Here is a 14,609-nt window from a genome sequence, read left to right as displayed (position 1 = left end):
GAGGGCCCGGTGGCCGGGCCCTCACCGCTGATCACCCCTCGCCGAGGTACCAGTCGCGCGGCGGGTTGGACACGCTGGGCGCGGCCCGGTCGACGCCGGGCCGCGCGGCCCACCGGATCCCGTTGGCCAGGACGCGGCGGATCTCCGGCCGGTTGTAGACCGGGTAGCGCTCGTCGCCGGGGCTGAAGTAGAACAGGCGCCCCTTGCCGCGCCGGAACGTCACCCCGGAGCGGAACACCTCGCCGCCGCTGAACGAGCTGATGAAGACCAGCTCGTCCGGTGCCGGGATGTCGAAGAACTCGCCGTAGGTCTCCTGCTCGGGGATCACCAGCGGGCTGGGCACGCCCTCGGCGATCGGGTGGGTCGGGTCGACCGTCCAGACCAGCTCGCGTTCGGCGGCGTTGCGCCAGCTCAGCGAGCACGTGGTGCCCAGCAGCCGGGTGAAGATCTTCGAGAAGTGCCCGGAGTGCAGGACCAGCAGGCCCATCCCGGACAGGACGTGCCGCTGGACGCGGTCGACCACTTCGTCGCAGACCTGCCCGTGCGCTTTGTGACCCCACCACAGCAGGACGTCGGTGTCCTCCAGCACCGGCTCCGGCAGCCCGTGCTCGGCGTCGCTGAGCAGCGCGGTGCGCACGGTGGCGTCCGGGATCTGCTCGCGGACGCCCTCGGCGATGGCGCCGTGGATGCCTTCGGGGTAGTACTCGGACATCCCGGCGGGGTCCTGAGTGGACTCGTGGACGCCTTCGTTCCAGACGGTGACGCGCAGCGGGCTCATTCGACCGTGATCTCCCTCTTCTCGGCGGCGGACTGGTAGCAGGCGTCGATCACCCGGGCGCGCTTCAGGGCGAGCGAGCCGTCGTTGGCGGTCCACTCGGCTGGAGTGCGCAGGACGCGGACGAAGTTCTCCACGACACCGGCGTGCGCCAGGCCCGGTTCGGCCGTCGGCGTGTAGTCCGCGATCTCGCCGTCGACGTCCCGGTAGACGTGCAGGTCGCCGACCACGGCCTTGGTCGCGCCGACCGCCTTCAGCTCGGCGCCGCCTTCGGTGCCGAGCACGCTGAAGTCGATCAGGTCGGTCGGGCTGCGGAACGCCGCCCACGAGGTCTCCAGCGCGAGCGTCCCGCCTCCCTCCAGCCGGATGAAGGCCGCGGCGAAGTCCTCGACCTCGAACTTCGAGTCCGTGCCGGTCTTGTCGCCCGCCTTCGTCTCGCCGATGTTGCGGGGCCCCAGCTCGGAGTAGGTGACCGCGTTGACCGACGTGACGCGCGGTTCGCCAAGCAGGAACAGCGCGTAGTCGAGCACGTGGACGCCGATGTCGGCCAGCGGGCCGCCGCCGGACATCTCCTGGTTGGTGAACCAGCTGCCCAGGCTCGGGATGCCGCGCCGCCGCATCCAGGACGCCTTCGCGTAGTAGGCCCGGCCCAGCTCGCCGCGGTGGATGATCCCGGCCAGCGCCTGGATGTCGCCGCGCAGCCGGTGGTTGAACACCACGTCGAGCACCCGGCCCGCCGCGCGGGCGGTGTCGACCATCTGCTGGCCTTCGACGGCGTTGCGCGCGAGCGGTTTCTCGCTGAGCACGTGCAGACCGCGCTTGAGCGCGGCGATCGCGATCGGGGCGTGCAGGAAGGTCGGCACCGCGATGCTGACCGCGTCGAGGCCGGGCGCTTCGAGGAGTTCCTCCCAGTTCTCGAACAGCAGCGCGGCGCCGTACTCCTCGCCCAGCGAGTCCAGGAGTTCGCGTTCCTTCCCGGCGATCGCCACGATCTCGACGTCCGGCAGCGCGCGGTAGGCGGCCAGGTGCTGCTGGCCGGCCCAGCCGACGCCGATGACTCCGACCCGAAGCGTGGGGTCATTCATGTGCGGTGCTCCTTCGTCCGTGACAGGTTGGGGTTCAGCCCTTGATCGCGCCGGCGGTGAGACCGGCCACGATGCGTTTCTGGAAGACCAGCACCACGACCAGCAGCGGGATCGTGACGAGCACCGAGGCCGCGCTGATGGTGCCGACCGGCTGGTCGAACTCGCTGGTGCCGGTGAAGAACGCGATCGCGACCGGGACGGTGCGCGCCGCGGGTGTCGAGGTGAGCGTGACGCCGAGCAGGAACTCGTTCCAGACCGAGATGAAGACCAGGATCGCGGTGGTGGCGATGCCGGGAACGGCCAGCGGCAGGATGATCTTGCGGAACGCCTGGAACGGGGTGGCGCCGTCGATGAGCGCTGATTCCTCCAGCTCGAACGGGATCTCGCGGAAGAACGAGGTGAGCACGAAGATCGCCATGGGCAGCGCGAAGGTGAGCTTCGGGATGATCAGCCCGGCCAGGGTGTCGTAGAGGCCGAGGTCGCTCCAGATCTTGAACATCGGGGCCGCGATGGCGATCACCGGGAACGTCGTCACCGACAGCACCGCCGCGAGGATCAGGCCCTTGCGGGGGAGCTTGAGCCGCGCCAGGGCGTAGGCGGCGAACGACGCGAGCACCAGCGCCAGCGTCGTCGTGACGACACCGACGATGACGGAATTGCCCAGCGCGGTCAGGAAGTTGCCGTTGTGGATGACGTCCAGGTAGTTCTGCAGCGACGGGTTGGTGGGGTAGAGGGTGCCGGAGGACAGGTCGGCACCGGCTTTCAGCGAGGTGTTGATCAGCCAGTAGAACGGCACCAGCGAGGCCAGCATCACCAGGACCACGAACGTCAGCGTCAGCGGGCGCAACCTGTTGGTGCTGCGGCGTTTGCGCGGTGCCGCCGTTGGTGCCGGAGCGGGCTTCGCGGTTTCGAGGATCGTCATCACTTCTCCCCAGCGACGTCGCGGATGTTGCCTCCGCCGAACCGGATGTAGACCAGCGAGACGACCATGACCGTGGCGAAGGTCAGGATCGACAGCGCCGAGCCCTGCCCGATCAGCCTGCCCTCGCGCAGTTCCTGGTAGGCGAGCATCGACATGGTCTGCGTCCCGTTGGCGCCCTTGGTGAGCACGAACGGCAGGTCGAAGATCCGCAGCGCGTCGAGCAGCCGGAAGATCGCGGCCAGCGCGATCGCCGGGCGCAGCAGCGGCAGCGTGACCTGCCAGAAGGTCTGCCACCGCCCGGCCCCGTCGAGGTCGGCGGCCTCGTAGACCTCGCCGGGGATGACCTGCAACCCGGCCAGCACCAGCAGTGCGACGAACGGAGCGGTCTTCCAGACGTCGGCGACGATGATCACCGCCATCGCGTGGCCCGGTTCGCTCAGCCACACCAGCTCGCCGCCCGGCAGGCCCAGCGCCCGCAGGACCCCGGTCACCAGGCCGAGGTTCGACTCGAACATCGCCTGCCAGGTGATCGCGCTGACCACGGTGAGCACGGCGTAGGGGACGAGCAGCGTCGAACGCAGCAGCCCCCGCCCGCGGAACGCCATGTTGAGCAGCAGCGCCATCGCGGTTCCGAGGACCACCTCCAGGCCCACCGAGACGAACGCGAAGAAGAACGTCTGCCCGAACGCCTGCCACCAGGCCGAGGAGATCAGCGCCTCCCAGTAGTTGCTCAGGCCGACGAACTTCGACAGGCCAGCCTGCCGCACGCTGTAGACGTTGAGCGACAGCCAGATCGCGTAGCCGATCGGCACGGCCGCCACCAGGAACATCACGATCAGCGCGGGGCTGACCATCCACACCGCGGTGCGTCGCTGCTGGAAGTCGACGCTCTGCTTGTTCTGCTTGGTTGCCATGGTGATCAGAACGTCTCCTGAGCGGTCTTGATGTCGGCGGCCATCTTCCGCACCGCGGTCTCGACGTCGACCTCGCCGGCGAGCACCGGGTAGACGTTGCTGTGGATGGCCTTCGAGATCTGCGCGTACACCGAGGACTTCGGGCGCGGTTTGGCGCTGAGCACCGACTGCCTGAGCTGGTCGATGAACGGGATCTTGGCCCGGACCTCGGGGTTGTCGTAGACCGAGGCGACCACGGGCGCCTGCGCGTGCTTGACCGCCATCGTCTTCTGGAACTCCGCGCTGGTGGCGTAGTCGATCAGCGCCACGGCTCCGCCGGTGTTGTCCGAACTCGCGGCGATGGCGAGGTTCCAGCCGCCGAGCACGGCCGCGGGCCTGGTGTGCTCGTCGAAGGCGGGCAGCGGCGCGACCGCGGTGGCCGGACCGGCGCCGGTCTGCTGGATCAGCTTGTAGGCGCTGGGCCACTGGCGGAGCTGCCCGGCCGCTCCGGACTCGTAGGCGCGCCGCGAGCCGTCCTCCTCGTAGGTCAGCGACGCGCGGTCGACCGCGCCGGACCTGATGCCCTCGGCCATCGTGGTCAGCACCGCGCGGGTCTGCGGCGAGTCGACGGTGATGCCGCCCCGCTCGTCGAGCACCGAACCGCCCGCGGAGTACAGCATCTCCAGGAAGTTCACCGTCAGGCCCTCGTACTGCTTGGCCTGCATCTCGACCTGGTTCTGCGGGTGCAGCCGGGCCTGCTCGTAGACCTGCTTCCAGGTCGTCGGCGGCGGGACGCGGTCGCTGCGGTAGAACATCAGGCCCGCGTTGGTGTAGAAGGGCGTGCCCCAGTGGCGGCCGTCGTAGCGCGCGGTATCCAAAGTGGACGGTATGAGGTCGTCCCCGCGCTGCTCCACCAGCCTGCTCTGGTCCTGGACCCAGCTCTGGGCCGCCCACTCGCCGGTCCAGGTCACGTCCATCAGGTAGAGGTCGCACTCGGCCGAGCCGCCTTCGAGGCGCTGGATGGCCTGCGCGCGGGTGATGTCGGTGTCCTGGCCCAGCTCGACGTAGCGGGCGGTGACGCCGGTCGCCCTGGCGTTGAAGGAATCCGTGAGCGTCTTGAACACCCCGGTGTCGCGGTGTCCGCAGATGGTCACGTCGCCGCTGGCGCCCCGGGCGGAGGCGGGGTCGGTAACCGTGCCTTCCGGGGCCCGTTCGGGGGCCGGGGCGGTGGTGCCGGTGCCGACGCAGCCGGTGAGCGCGATGGACAGGGTGGTGAGGGTGGCCAGTGATCTCGCACGGGCGAACTGCATGGTCGTCTCCGCTTCGCGTTCCTCGTGGGTGTGTCGGCCGCGCGAGCGCGGTCGGTTGCCGGTCAGAACTGCGGCGTGAGACGGGTCAAATATTCAGCTGCGCGACGGGAAGTGTCAAGCCTGAGCGGGTATCAGGGCTCGGACCTCGGGCGGTGGCATCATCCGCGGCAGTCCACTGTGGTCCTTTTCGAGGTCCGCGACCGTGTCCGATTTTTCGCCGATTAATGACTGGAAAGAAAATAAATCACAGATCTTGCCGCTTTAATACCGACGACCTAGTTTTAACCATGACGAAATTCGGGCGTGAGACACCCGTCCTTGTCAACCGGTCCGACCGAACGAGCCCGCCCGGGTGTTCGACCGGCCTCGCCGGTGGTGTACTCCTCGAGTGCTGACCGTTCTGCTGAACGGGCTATCGAGAAGATCGTTCGTTTCGACGAACGACCTGGGAGGGGTGCTGAGTGGAGACCGAGTCGGTGCGGGACATGCTGGCGGCGAACCTGCGCCGGGCCAGGGTCGAGCTGGGGCTGTCGCTGTCGGAGGTGTCGCGGCGGTCCTCGATCGGCAAGTCGACGCTGTCGCAGCTGGAGGCCGGGACCGGCAACCCGACCATCGAGACCGTGTTCAGCCTGTCGCGGGCGCTGGAGCTGCCGATCTCCGAGCTGCTCGACGCCCGCGGCGGCAGCGGGATGACCGTGGTGCGCGCCGCCGACCTCGACGTGCTCAGCGGCGAGGCCGTGGATTTGCGGATGCTGCGCCGGATCGAGCTCGACGACGCGATCGTCGAGGTCTACGACCAGCAGGTCCGGGACGAGGGCAGCCAGCGCTCGCTGGGGCACGTCGGCACCGAGCACACCATCGTGCAAGCCGGCAGGCTGCGGGTCGAAGTGCAGGGCAGCGCCGCCGACCTCGGGCCGGGCGACTGCGTGGCCTTCGACGCCACCCAGCCGCACAGCTACACCGCGCTGGACGGTCCGGTGCGTTCGGTGCTGCTGCTCCAGTACCGGCCGGGCAACCGGCTCGACCTGTCGGGCAGGCACGGCCTGGTCGCCGAACAGTGACCGTTGACACTCCCGTGAGTTGAGCCATAGCCTCCCGTCGTTCGTTTTACAGAACGTCGGGGGTTTGATGAACCGAACGCGGATCGTGGTGCTGGGTGCCGGCGTCGTCGGTTCGGCCTGCGCACGGGAGCTCGCCGCCGGCGGTTTCGAGGTCGTCGTGGTGGACCGCCACCGGCCCGCCGGGGCCACGACCGCGCACGGCGAGGGCAACGTGCTGGTGTCGGACAAGGCCGACGGCCCGGAGCTGCGGCTGGCGCGGCTGTCCCGGCGGCTGTGGCCGGAAGTGCTGGCCGAGCTGGACGCCGACATCGAGTGGGACCCGAAGGGCGGCATCGTGGTCGCCACGACCGACGCGGGCGCGTCCGACCTGGCGGCCTTCGCCGCCGGACAGCGCGCTGCGGGCGTGACCGCCGAACCGCTGGACCCCGCCGACCTGGCCGCGGCCGAACCGCACCTGACCCGCGAGGTGGCCGCGGCCTACCACTACCCCGAGGACGCCCAGGTGCAGCCGGTCGCAGCGGCGACCGCGCTGCTCTCGGCTGCGATCGAGGCGGGCACGACACTGCGCACCGGGTGCGAGGTGACCGGCGCGATCACGCGCGGCGGCCGGATCACCGGCGTGCGCACCTCTCAAGGAGATGTGCGGGCCGACGCGGTGGTCAACGCCGCCGGTCCGTGGTCGGGGGAGGTGTCGGCCGCGCTGGGCGCGCCGGTGGACGTCCGCCCGCGCCGGGGCGAGGTGCTGGTGACGACCCCGCTGCCGCCCACGGTGTTCCACAAGGTCTACGACGCCGACTACGTCGGTGCGGTCGGCAGCAGCGACGCTGCGTTGCAGACGTCGGCGGTCGTGGAGTCGACGCGGGGCGGAACGCTGCTGCTCGGTTCTTCCCGCCGCCAGGTGGGTTTCGACGACCGGATGAGGCCGCACGTGCTGTCGGCGATCGCCTCGCGCGCCCTGCGATTGTTCCCGGGACTGGCCGGGGTTCCGGTCATGCGCGCCTACGGCGGGTTCCGCCCGTACGTGCCGGATCACCTGCCGCTGATCGGGGAGGACCCGCGGATTCCCGGGCTGTGGCACAGCACCGGGCACGAGGGCGCCGGTATCGGGCTGTCCGTCGGGACGGCCCGGGTGCTGCACGACCTGATCAGCGGCCGGGCTCCCGAGATCGACGCGGAGCCGTTCCGGGTGGACCGGCCCGCGGTGCTGACCGAAGGAGGAGCGCGGTGAGCCCACGTCTCGTACCCGGCCGCGACGACCGGGTCGGCAGGAATGACGTGCCGGTGCGGATCAGCTTCGACGGCGATCCCGTCGAGGGCATCGACGGGCAGACGATCGCGGGAGTTCTGCTCGGATCGGGCAGGCAGACCTGGCGGACCGGGGTTTCCGGCGGTGCCAGGGGCGTGTTCTGCGGCATCGGAGTGTGCTTCGACTGCCTGGTCACGGTCAACGAGGAGCGCGACGTGCGCGCGTGCCGCCGCCGCGCCCGCGATGGCGACGACGTGCGGACGCAGTCCAGGGCGGAGGACGCCCGATGAGGCGCGTGGTCGTGGTCGGCGCGGGGCCCGCGGGCCTGGCAGCGGCGGAGAAGGCGTTGCTCGCGGGCGCGTCGGTGACCCTCGTCGACGCCGCCGACCAGCCCGGCGGGCAGTACCACCGGATGCTGCCCGAGGCGTATGCCGCGCGCTACCCGAAGCGGTTGCACCACGGCTGGGACTCGTTCGACCGGCAGCGCCGGTTCGTCCTGGAGCATCGCCGGTGCACGTGGTTGTCTCGGACTTCGGTGTGGGCGCTGGAAAAGCTCGACGATGGCCCGCCGTCGGTGCAACTGCTGCGCGGCGGGGTGGACGGCGAGGGGCGCACCCGCGAGACGATCAGGCCGGACGCGCTCGTGCTCGCTCCGGGAGCCCACGACCGGGTTCTTCCCTTCCCGGGCTGGGATCTGCCCGGTGTCCACACCGCGGGCGCGGCCCAGGCGCTGGCCAAGGGAGAGCGGATCGTCGTCGGCGACCGGGTGGTCGTCGCGGGGACGGGACCGTTCCTGCTCCCGGTCGCGGCATCGCTGCTGGAAGCGGGATCGCGGGTGGTCGAAGTGCTGGAAGCGAACTCACCATCCACTGTGTCCAGGGGATGGCTCCGGCGTGCATGGGAACTGCTGCCACAGTACGGAAAAGCCCTCGAACTGGCCGAGTACGCGGTCGGCCAGCTGTGCCACCGGACGCCGTACCGGATGGGCCGGGCGGTCGTCGAAGCCAGGGGCGACGGCCGGGTGGAGGAGGTCGTGACCGCCCGGCTGCGGCCGGACTGGTCGCCGGTTCCCGGCACCGAACGCACGGTCCCGGTCGACGCGCTCTGCGTCGGGCACGGCTTCACCCCGCAGCTGGAGCTGTTCGTCTCCGCCGGGTGCACCCTGCGCGACGGGTTCGTCCAGGTCGACGGCAACCAGCGCACGAGTGCCGCGGGGGTGTTCGCCGCGGGCGAGGTCACCGGGATCGCCGGTGCTCCGGCCGCACGGGCCGAAGGCGCGGTGGCCGGATGGGTTGCGGCCGGCGGTGATCCGGCCGCCATCCGGGCCGAGCGCAGGAAACGCGACGCGGGCAGGGATTTCGCGCGGCGGCTGGAGCGGGCACACCCGATCGGCGCGGCGTGGCCGGACTGGCTCCGGCGGAACACGGTGGTGTGCCGCTGCGAGGAGACCTCCTACGGCGACCTCCAAGCGGCGCTGACGCAGCCCGCCGGGAGCGGGTCACGGGCGGTCAAACTCGGCACGCGAGCCGGGCTCGGGCCATGTCAGGGGCGGGTGTGCGGGACTAACGTCGCGGAGCTTTCCGCACGGCTCGGGGGAGAAACGGCGTCAGTCCACAACAGACCGATCGCGCAGCCGATCCGGCTGGGCGAACTGGCAGGGCAACCAGAGGAGGAGACGCGCTGATGGGTGTTGAGAACGCGGGCCTGGGCGGAGTCGTCGTGGCCACCGCGCTGCCCTACGCCGAGGACGCGAGCGCTCCGGCCGGGCTCGCGGTCGACTACGACCGCTACGCCGAGCACTGCCGCTGGCTGGTCGACAACGGCTGCCGCGGTGTCGGGCCGAACGGATCGCTGGGCGAGTACTCGGCGCTGACCGACGAGGAGCGTCGCCGGGTCGCCAGGACGGCGATCGAGGCGGTCGGCTCCGACGGCGTGGTGGTCGTCGGCGTGCACGGCGCGGGCGCGCACCAGGCCCGGCACTGGGCCGAGCTGGCCGCCGAGGACGGCGCGGACGGCGTGCTGTGCCTGCCGCCGACGATGTACCGGGCGAACCGCCACGAGGTGCTGGCGCACTACGCGGCGGTGGCCGAGGTCGGGCTGCCGGTCATGGTCTACAACAACCCGATCGACACCAAGGTCGACCTGACCCCCGGCCTGCTGGCCGAGATCGCGCAGCTGGACAACGTGGTGGCGGTCAAGGAGTTCTCCGGCGACGTCCGCCGGGTGCTGGAGATCAGGGAGCTGGCGCCGGACCTGGAGGTGATCGGCGGCGCCGACGACGTCGTGCTGGAGAGCCTGCTGATGGGAGCCACCGGCTGGTTCGCCGGATTCCCCAACGTCTTCCCGGCGGAGTCGGTCGAGCTGTTCGAGCTGGCGACGGCGGGCAAGCTCGCCGAGGCGCGGGCGCTGTACGAGCCGCTGGTGGCGGCGTTCCGCTGGGACTCGCGGACCGAGTTCGTGCAGGCGATCAAGCTGGGCATGGAGCAGGTCGGCCGCTATGGCGGCCCGTGCCGCCCGCCGCGCGGACCGCTGGTCCCCGAGCACCGGGACCAGGTCCGGGCCGACATGGCGCGCGCGATCGCCGCGCTCCAGGAGCGTTCGTGATGCGCTCGGTCCGGACGATCAGCGCGGTGGACTCCCACACCGAGGGGATGCCCACCAGGGTGGTGACCGGCGGGGTGCCGCCGGTGCCGGGCGCGAGCATGGCCGAGCGCCGCCGGTACTTCGTCGAGCACCTCGACGACCTGCGGCGGTTCCTGGTCGACGAGCCGCGCGGGCACTCGGCGATGAGCGGGGCGATCCTGCAACCGCCGATCCGGCCGGAAGCCGACTGGGGCGTGCTCTTCGTCGAGGTCAGCGGCCTGCTGCCGATGTGCGGTCACGGGACGATCGGAGTCGCGACCGTGCTGGTGGAAACCGGGATGGTCACCGTCACCGAGCCGGCGACGGTGGTGCGGCTGGACACCCCGGCCGGACTGGTCGAGGCGCGGGTGGAGGTCCGCGACGGCGTCGCCAAGCAGGTGACGCTGCGCAACGTCGACTCCTTCGCGCTCGAACTCGACGCCGAGGTCCCGGTGCCGGGGCTGGGCCGGATCCGCTACGACATGGCCTACGGCGGCAACTTCTACGCCGTCGTCGGGATCGACAGCATCGGGCTGCCCTTCGACCGCGCCCGCAAGGGCGAGATCCTCGACGCGGGCCTGAAGATCATGGCCGCGGTCAACGAGCACAACCGACCGCAGCACCCGGTCGACGAGCTGGTCGGCGGGTGCAAGCACGTGCAGTTCGTGTCCGAGGACTCGACCGCCCGGCACTCGCGCAACGCGATGGCGATCCACCCCGGCTGGTTCGACCGTTCTCCCTGCGGCACCGGAACTTCCGCCCGGATGGCCCAGCTGCACGCGCGGGGCGAGCTGGAACTGGGCACCGAGTTCGTCAACGAGTCGTTCATCGGTACCCGGTTCACCGGGCGGCTCGTCGGCACCGCCACCGTGGGCGGGCTGCCCGCCGTGGTGCCGGAGTTCTCCGGCCGCGCCTGGATCACCGGGACCGCGAACTACCTGCTCGACCCCGAAGATCCGTTCCCGGCCGGTTTCACGGTCTGACCTTGCGTTGTGGTGCGACCGGGGTTTCGCCACCTCGGGAGCCTGTCCTGTCCAACTGACCGGAAAGGGGCCGACATGTCCCTGGTGAACCGGGCGGACGACGCCGGACCGAGAGCGCGACTGCTGTCCCGCTCGGGGATCTTCCGGCTGAAGCCGATCGGGTCCGACGAGCCGGAAACCGGTGGTTTCCAGCGCAGCATGGGCTTGTGGCAGCTGGTGGCGCTCAGCCTCGGCGGCCTGGTGGGCGCCGGGGTGTTCTCCCTCGCCGGTGTCGTGGCCAACGAGGACGCCGGGCCGGGCGTGCTGATCTCCTTCCTGATCGCGATCGTGGCGAGCGCCGCCGCGGCCCTGTGCTACGCGGAGTTCGCCGGCATGATCCCGAAATCCGGGTCGGCCTACACCTACGTCTACGCCTCGCTCGGCGAGGTTGTCGGCTGGCTGGTCGGCTGGGACCTGCTGCTGGAGTACACCGCGATCGTCGCCGTGGTGGCGATCGCGGTGTCCGGTTACTTCTCCTACATCCTCGAACAGGTCGGGATCGACCTGCCCGCGTGGATGCTCGGCGCTCCGGGTACCGGTGCCGGGCACAAGGTCGACCTGTTCGCCGCGCTGCTGTGCATGCTGCTGGCGTTCGTGCTTTCCCGCGGTACCAAGGAATCCGCGCGCTTCGAGACCGTCCTGGTGGTGCTCAAGATCCTGATCGTCGCGGTCGTGGTGGTGGCCGGGGCCTTCCACATCTCGGCCGGGAACTACAGCCCGTTCCTGCCCTACGGCATCGGCGGCGCGGTCACCGGCGCGGCGACGGTGTTCTTCGCCGTCTACGGCTACGACGCGATGAGCGCGGCGGCGGAGGAGAGCCGGGAGGCCAAGAAGCTGCTGCCGAAGGCGATCGTCCTCTCGCTCGGCATCGCCGCGGTCATCTACCTGCTGGTGTGCCTGGTGCTGCTGGGCATGCAGAACCACCGCGACATCGACGTTTCCAGCCCGTTCTCCAGCGCGCTGGCCTCGGTGGGGCTGGCGGGCCTGGGTACGGTGGTCGCGGTGGGCGGCATCCTCGGCATCACGACGTCGGCGTTCGCCAACATGCTGGCGGTGTCGCGGGTGTGGTTCGCGATGAGCCGCGACGGGCTGCTGCCCGCGTACTTCGCGCGCAACCACCCGAGGCGGCACGTGCCCACCCGCGTCATCTGGCCGGTCGGGGTGGGCTCGGCGCTGATCGCCGGGCTGCTGCCGATCCGGGAGGCCGCCGAGCTGACCAACATCGGGATCCTGGCGGCGTTCACGCTGGTCGCCATCGCCGTCGTGGTGCTGCGCCGGACCAGGCCGGACCAGCCCCGGCAGTTCCGCACCCCGCTGGTGCCGCTGGTGCCCGCGATCGGGGTGGCGTTCTCACTGTGGCTGATCAGCAATCTGGAATGGGTGACCTGGCTGCGGTTCGGTGCCTGGATGGTCGTGGGCCTGGTGCTCTACGGCCTGTTCGGGTACCACCGCTCCGTCGAGAACAGGAAGGCGACGACACGATGAACGAGACCGTGCAGGCCGCGCGCCGATGGGCGGCGACCGCACCGGCGGATCGGGCGTCCAAACTGGACGCTGTGGCCGACGCTCTGGAAGCCGAGCGCGCCGAGCTGGTCAGGCTCGCCGACGCGGAGACCCACCTCGGCGAACCGAGGCTGAACGGGGAGCTCACGCGGACCACGTTCCAGCTCCGGTCGTTCGCGGAGGTCGCGCGGGCCGGGGAGTTCCTCGACGTGCGCATCGACCGCGCGGACGCGCAGTGGCCCCCGGCTCCTCGCCCGGACCTGCGGCGCTACCGCACTGCGGTCGGGCCGGTCCTGGTGTTCGCGGCGAGCAACTTCCCGTTCGCCTTCAGCGTCGCGGGCGGGGACACCGCCTCGGCGCTGGCCGCCGGATGTCCGGTGGTGGTCAAGGCGCACCCCGGCCACCCGGAACTGTCCCGCCGGGTGGCCGGAATCCTGCGCGGCGTGTTGGGCGAGGGGGTGTTCGGGCTCGTCGAAGGCGAGCAGGAAGGCGTGGAGGCGTTGCGGGCACCGGAAATCCGGGCGGCCGCGTTCACCGGCTCGGTCCGGGGCGGTCTCGCGTTGGCGCGCATCGCCGCCGAGCGACCCGAACCGATCCCGTTCTACGGCGAGCTGGGCAGCGTCAACCCGGTGGTCGTCACCCCGGGTGCGGCTCGCCGGTCGGCGGAGATCGCGGAGGGGTACGTGGGTTCGCTGACCTTGGGCGCGGGCCAGTTCTGCACCAATCCGGGGCTCCTGTTCGCACCCGAGGGCACCGATCTGGTCGAGCGGATCGCGGAGGGACTGCGCGGGGTCACCGCGGCTCCGATGCTCAACGAGCGCATCGCGGCCGGGTTCGTCGACGGGGCGACGAGATCGGCGGCGTTGCCGGGAGCCCGGAAGGTGGTCTGGCCGGAGGAACCGCTCGCACCCCGGCTGCTGGCGATGGACCTCGACTCGTTCTCCCGCGACGTGGCCGAGGAATGCTTCGGGCCGCTGGGAATCGTGGTGACCTACCGGCGTTTGGCGGACCTGACCGCCGTGGTGGCGGCGATGCCCGGTCAGCTGACCACCTCGCTGCACGCCGACGTCGGCGAAGCCGTCGGCGACCTCGCCGTGGTGCTGGCCGACCGGAGCGGCCGGGTGCTCTGGAACGAGTGGCCGACCGGGGTCGCGGTGACCGCCGCGATGCAGCACGGCGGCCCGTTCCCGGCCACGACCGCACCGGCGACCACGTCGGTCGGCACCGCGGCCGTCGAGCGGTTCCTCCGCCCGGTGGCCTACCAGGGCTGGCCGGAGGAACTGCTTCCGGAGCCGCTGCGGGACGCCAACCCGTGGCGGGTCCCGCAGCGCTTCGGCTGACGCTCGGCGCTCCACCGTGTCTGACACCGTCCTCGGTGTTTCGTTCCCCCGAACCGCCGACCCAGGCGTCGTCGGCCCCACGGTCGGTGTGCTCGGGGGAATGGGCCCGGCGGCCACCGCCGACTTCTACGCCAAGCTCATCCGCGCGACCCCGGCCGACACCGACCAGGAACACCTGCGCGTGATCATCTGGTCCGACCCGACAACCCCCGACCGCACCCGGGCCCTGCTCGAAGGCGGTACCGACCCCACCCCGTGGCTGACCTACGGCGCCCGCGTGCTCGCCGCCGGCGGCGCCGACGTGATCGCCGTCCCCTGCAACACCGCGCACGCGTTCCTGCCCGCGGTCATCGAGCGCGTCGGCGTCCCCTTGGTGCACATGATCGAGCGGACGAGCCGTCACCTGGCTGCTCTCCGGCCGCCGGTCCGCGAGGTCGGTCTGCTGGCCACGACCGGCACCGTGCGCGCCGGGCTGTACGGGGAGTGGCTGGCCGCTGCCGGGGTCGCGCTGCTGGAACCCGACGCCGCGTCGCAGGCCGACGAGGTGATGGCCGCGATCCGGTTGATCAAGGCGGGCAGGCGAGATCCGGGCCTGCTGGCGAGCGCGGCGCGGCGGCTCGTCGAGCGGGGAGCGCAGGCCGTCATCGCCGGATGCACCGAGGTTCCGCTCGGCCTCCGCGCCGATGACCTGCCCGTGCCCCTGGTGGACCCGACCCAGGTCCTCGCCGAGGCCGTCATCGCTCATGCGCGGGCGGCGAAGGGCAGCAGCTGACAGCGGTTAGATTGGACGCGCTATGGCGCGGTGGGATGAAGCGCCGGTCGAACGGCCG

14 protein-coding genes are annotated in these 14,609 nt (G+C 71.1%); 9 read left to right on the top strand and 5 right to left on the bottom strand.

Going from position 1 to position 14,609, the window contains the following annotated elements:
* Positions 1–31 precede the first annotated feature (31 nt).
* From ABD691_RS22205 to ABD691_RS22185, 5 genes are all read right to left on the bottom strand, one after another.
* Entirely contained in the window at positions 32–778 is a 747-nt protein-coding gene (locus ABD691_RS22205) for a ThuA domain-containing protein (RefSeq protein WP_344682711.1), read from the bottom strand.
* Positions 775–1,860, bottom strand: a complete 1,086-nt coding sequence (locus tag ABD691_RS22200; RefSeq protein ID WP_344682709.1) for a Gfo/Idh/MocA family protein — start codon at positions 1,858–1,860, stop codon at positions 775–777. The genes ABD691_RS22205 and ABD691_RS22200 overlap by 4 nt, the downstream gene beginning before the upstream one ends.
* Before the next feature lie 34 nt (positions 1,861–1,894).
* Positions 1,895–2,671, bottom strand: coding sequence for a carbohydrate ABC transporter permease (locus ABD691_RS22195; RefSeq protein ID WP_344683500.1), 777 nt, complete (start codon positions 2,669–2,671; stop codon positions 1,895–1,897).
* A gap of 110 nt (positions 2,672–2,781) precedes the next feature.
* The gene (locus ABD691_RS22190; RefSeq protein ID WP_344682707.1) at positions 2,782–3,696 is read right to left on the bottom strand and encodes a carbohydrate ABC transporter permease; all 915 of its coding nucleotides are present in this window, start codon (positions 3,694–3,696) and stop codon (positions 2,782–2,784) included.
* A 5-nt stretch (positions 3,697–3,701) separates the two neighbouring features.
* The gene (locus ABD691_RS22185) at positions 3,702–4,985 is read right to left on the bottom strand and encodes an ABC transporter substrate-binding protein (RefSeq protein ID WP_344682705.1); all 1,284 of its coding nucleotides are present in this window, start codon (positions 4,983–4,985) and stop codon (positions 3,702–3,704) included.
* A gap of 485 nt (positions 4,986–5,470) precedes the next feature.
* Here ABD691_RS22185 and ABD691_RS22180 point away from each other — a divergent pair, with 485 nt between their 5' ends.
* From ABD691_RS22180 to cuyB, 9 genes are all read left to right on the top strand, one after another.
* Positions 5,471–6,046 (top strand): helix-turn-helix domain-containing protein, encoded by a 576-nt coding sequence (locus ABD691_RS22180; RefSeq protein ID WP_344683498.1) that lies wholly within the window; start codon positions 5,471–5,473, stop codon positions 6,044–6,046.
* Positions 6,047–6,113: 67 nt separating this feature from the next.
* Positions 6,114–7,274, top strand: a complete 1,161-nt coding sequence (locus tag ABD691_RS22175; protein WP_344682703.1) for an NAD(P)/FAD-dependent oxidoreductase — start codon at positions 6,114–6,116, stop codon at positions 7,272–7,274.
* Positions 7,271–7,582, top strand: coding sequence for a (2Fe-2S)-binding protein (locus ABD691_RS22170; RefSeq protein WP_344682701.1), 312 nt, complete (start codon positions 7,271–7,273; stop codon positions 7,580–7,582). The genes ABD691_RS22175 and ABD691_RS22170 overlap by 4 nt, the downstream gene beginning before the upstream one ends.
* Positions 7,579–8,976, top strand: a complete 1,398-nt coding sequence (locus tag ABD691_RS22165; RefSeq protein ID WP_344682699.1) for an FAD/NAD(P)-dependent oxidoreductase — start codon at positions 7,579–7,581, stop codon at positions 8,974–8,976. The genes ABD691_RS22170 and ABD691_RS22165 overlap by 4 nt, the downstream gene beginning before the upstream one ends.
* On the top strand, positions 8,976–9,896 hold the full coding sequence (locus ABD691_RS22160) for a dihydrodipicolinate synthase family protein (protein ID WP_344682697.1): 921 nt from the start codon (positions 8,976–8,978) through the stop codon (positions 9,894–9,896). Before ABD691_RS22165 ends, ABD691_RS22160 begins: the two co-directional genes overlap by 1 nt.
* Complete coding sequence (locus ABD691_RS22155) at positions 9,896–10,897, top strand: proline racemase family protein (protein WP_344682695.1); 1,002 nt, start codon at positions 9,896–9,898, stop codon at positions 10,895–10,897. Before ABD691_RS22160 ends, ABD691_RS22155 begins: the two co-directional genes overlap by 1 nt.
* A 75-nt stretch (positions 10,898–10,972) precedes the next feature.
* Positions 10,973–12,421: an amino acid permease gene (locus ABD691_RS22150; protein ID WP_344682693.1), complete on the top strand. Its 1,449-nt coding sequence runs from the start codon at positions 10,973–10,975 to the stop codon at positions 12,419–12,421.
* Positions 12,418–13,779 (top strand): aldehyde dehydrogenase (NADP(+)), encoded by a 1,362-nt coding sequence (locus tag ABD691_RS22145; RefSeq protein WP_344682691.1) that lies wholly within the window; start codon positions 12,418–12,420, stop codon positions 13,777–13,779. Before ABD691_RS22150 ends, ABD691_RS22145 begins: the two co-directional genes overlap by 4 nt.
* A 16-nt stretch (positions 13,780–13,795) precedes the next feature.
* Positions 13,796–14,551: a cysteate racemase gene (cuyB, locus tag ABD691_RS22140; protein ID WP_344682689.1), complete on the top strand. Its 756-nt coding sequence runs from the start codon at positions 13,796–13,798 to the stop codon at positions 14,549–14,551.
* Positions 14,552–14,609 lie beyond the last annotated feature (58 nt).

The sequence above is a fragment of the Saccharopolyspora taberi genome, from assembly GCF_039534165.1.
In the GTDB taxonomy this organism is placed as follows: Bacteria; Actinomycetota; Actinomycetes; order Mycobacteriales; family Pseudonocardiaceae; genus Saccharopolyspora_D; species Saccharopolyspora_D taberi.
This window is presented reverse-complemented; position numbering and strand designations above follow the sequence as displayed.

Excerpts from the sequence above, each read along its gene's own strand:
- ABD691_RS22205 (WP_344682711.1), bottom strand. The coding sequence starts at position 778 with ATGAGCCCGCTGCGCGTCACCGTCTGGAACGAAGGCGTCCACGAGTCC.
- ABD691_RS22200 (WP_344682709.1), bottom strand. The coding sequence starts at position 1,860 with ATGAATGACCCCACGCTTCGGGTCGGAGTCATCGGCGTCGGCTGGGCC.
- ABD691_RS22195 (WP_344683500.1), bottom strand. The coding sequence starts at position 2,671 with ATGCTGGCCTCGCTGGTGCCGTTCTACTGGCTGATCAACACCTCGCTG.
- ABD691_RS22190 (WP_344682707.1), bottom strand. The coding sequence starts at position 3,696 with ATGGCAACCAAGCAGAACAAGCAGAGCGTCGACTTCCAGCAGCGACGC.
- ABD691_RS22185 (WP_344682705.1), bottom strand. The coding sequence starts at position 4,985 with ATGCAGTTCGCCCGTGCGAGATCACTGGCCACCCTCACCACCCTGTCC.
- ABD691_RS22180 (WP_344683498.1), top strand. The coding sequence starts at position 5,471 with ATGCTGGCGGCGAACCTGCGCCGGGCCAGGGTCGAGCTGGGGCTGTCG.
- ABD691_RS22175 (WP_344682703.1), top strand. The coding sequence starts at position 6,114 with ATGAACCGAACGCGGATCGTGGTGCTGGGTGCCGGCGTCGTCGGTTCG.
- ABD691_RS22165 (WP_344682699.1), top strand. The coding sequence starts at position 7,579 with ATGAGGCGCGTGGTCGTGGTCGGCGCGGGGCCCGCGGGCCTGGCAGCG.
- ABD691_RS22160 (WP_344682697.1), top strand. The coding sequence starts at position 8,976 with ATGGGTGTTGAGAACGCGGGCCTGGGCGGAGTCGTCGTGGCCACCGCG.
- ABD691_RS22155 (WP_344682695.1), top strand. The coding sequence starts at position 9,896 with ATGCGCTCGGTCCGGACGATCAGCGCGGTGGACTCCCACACCGAGGGG.
- ABD691_RS22150 (WP_344682693.1), top strand. The coding sequence starts at position 10,973 with ATGTCCCTGGTGAACCGGGCGGACGACGCCGGACCGAGAGCGCGACTG.
- ABD691_RS22145 (WP_344682691.1), top strand. The coding sequence starts at position 12,418 with ATGAACGAGACCGTGCAGGCCGCGCGCCGATGGGCGGCGACCGCACCG.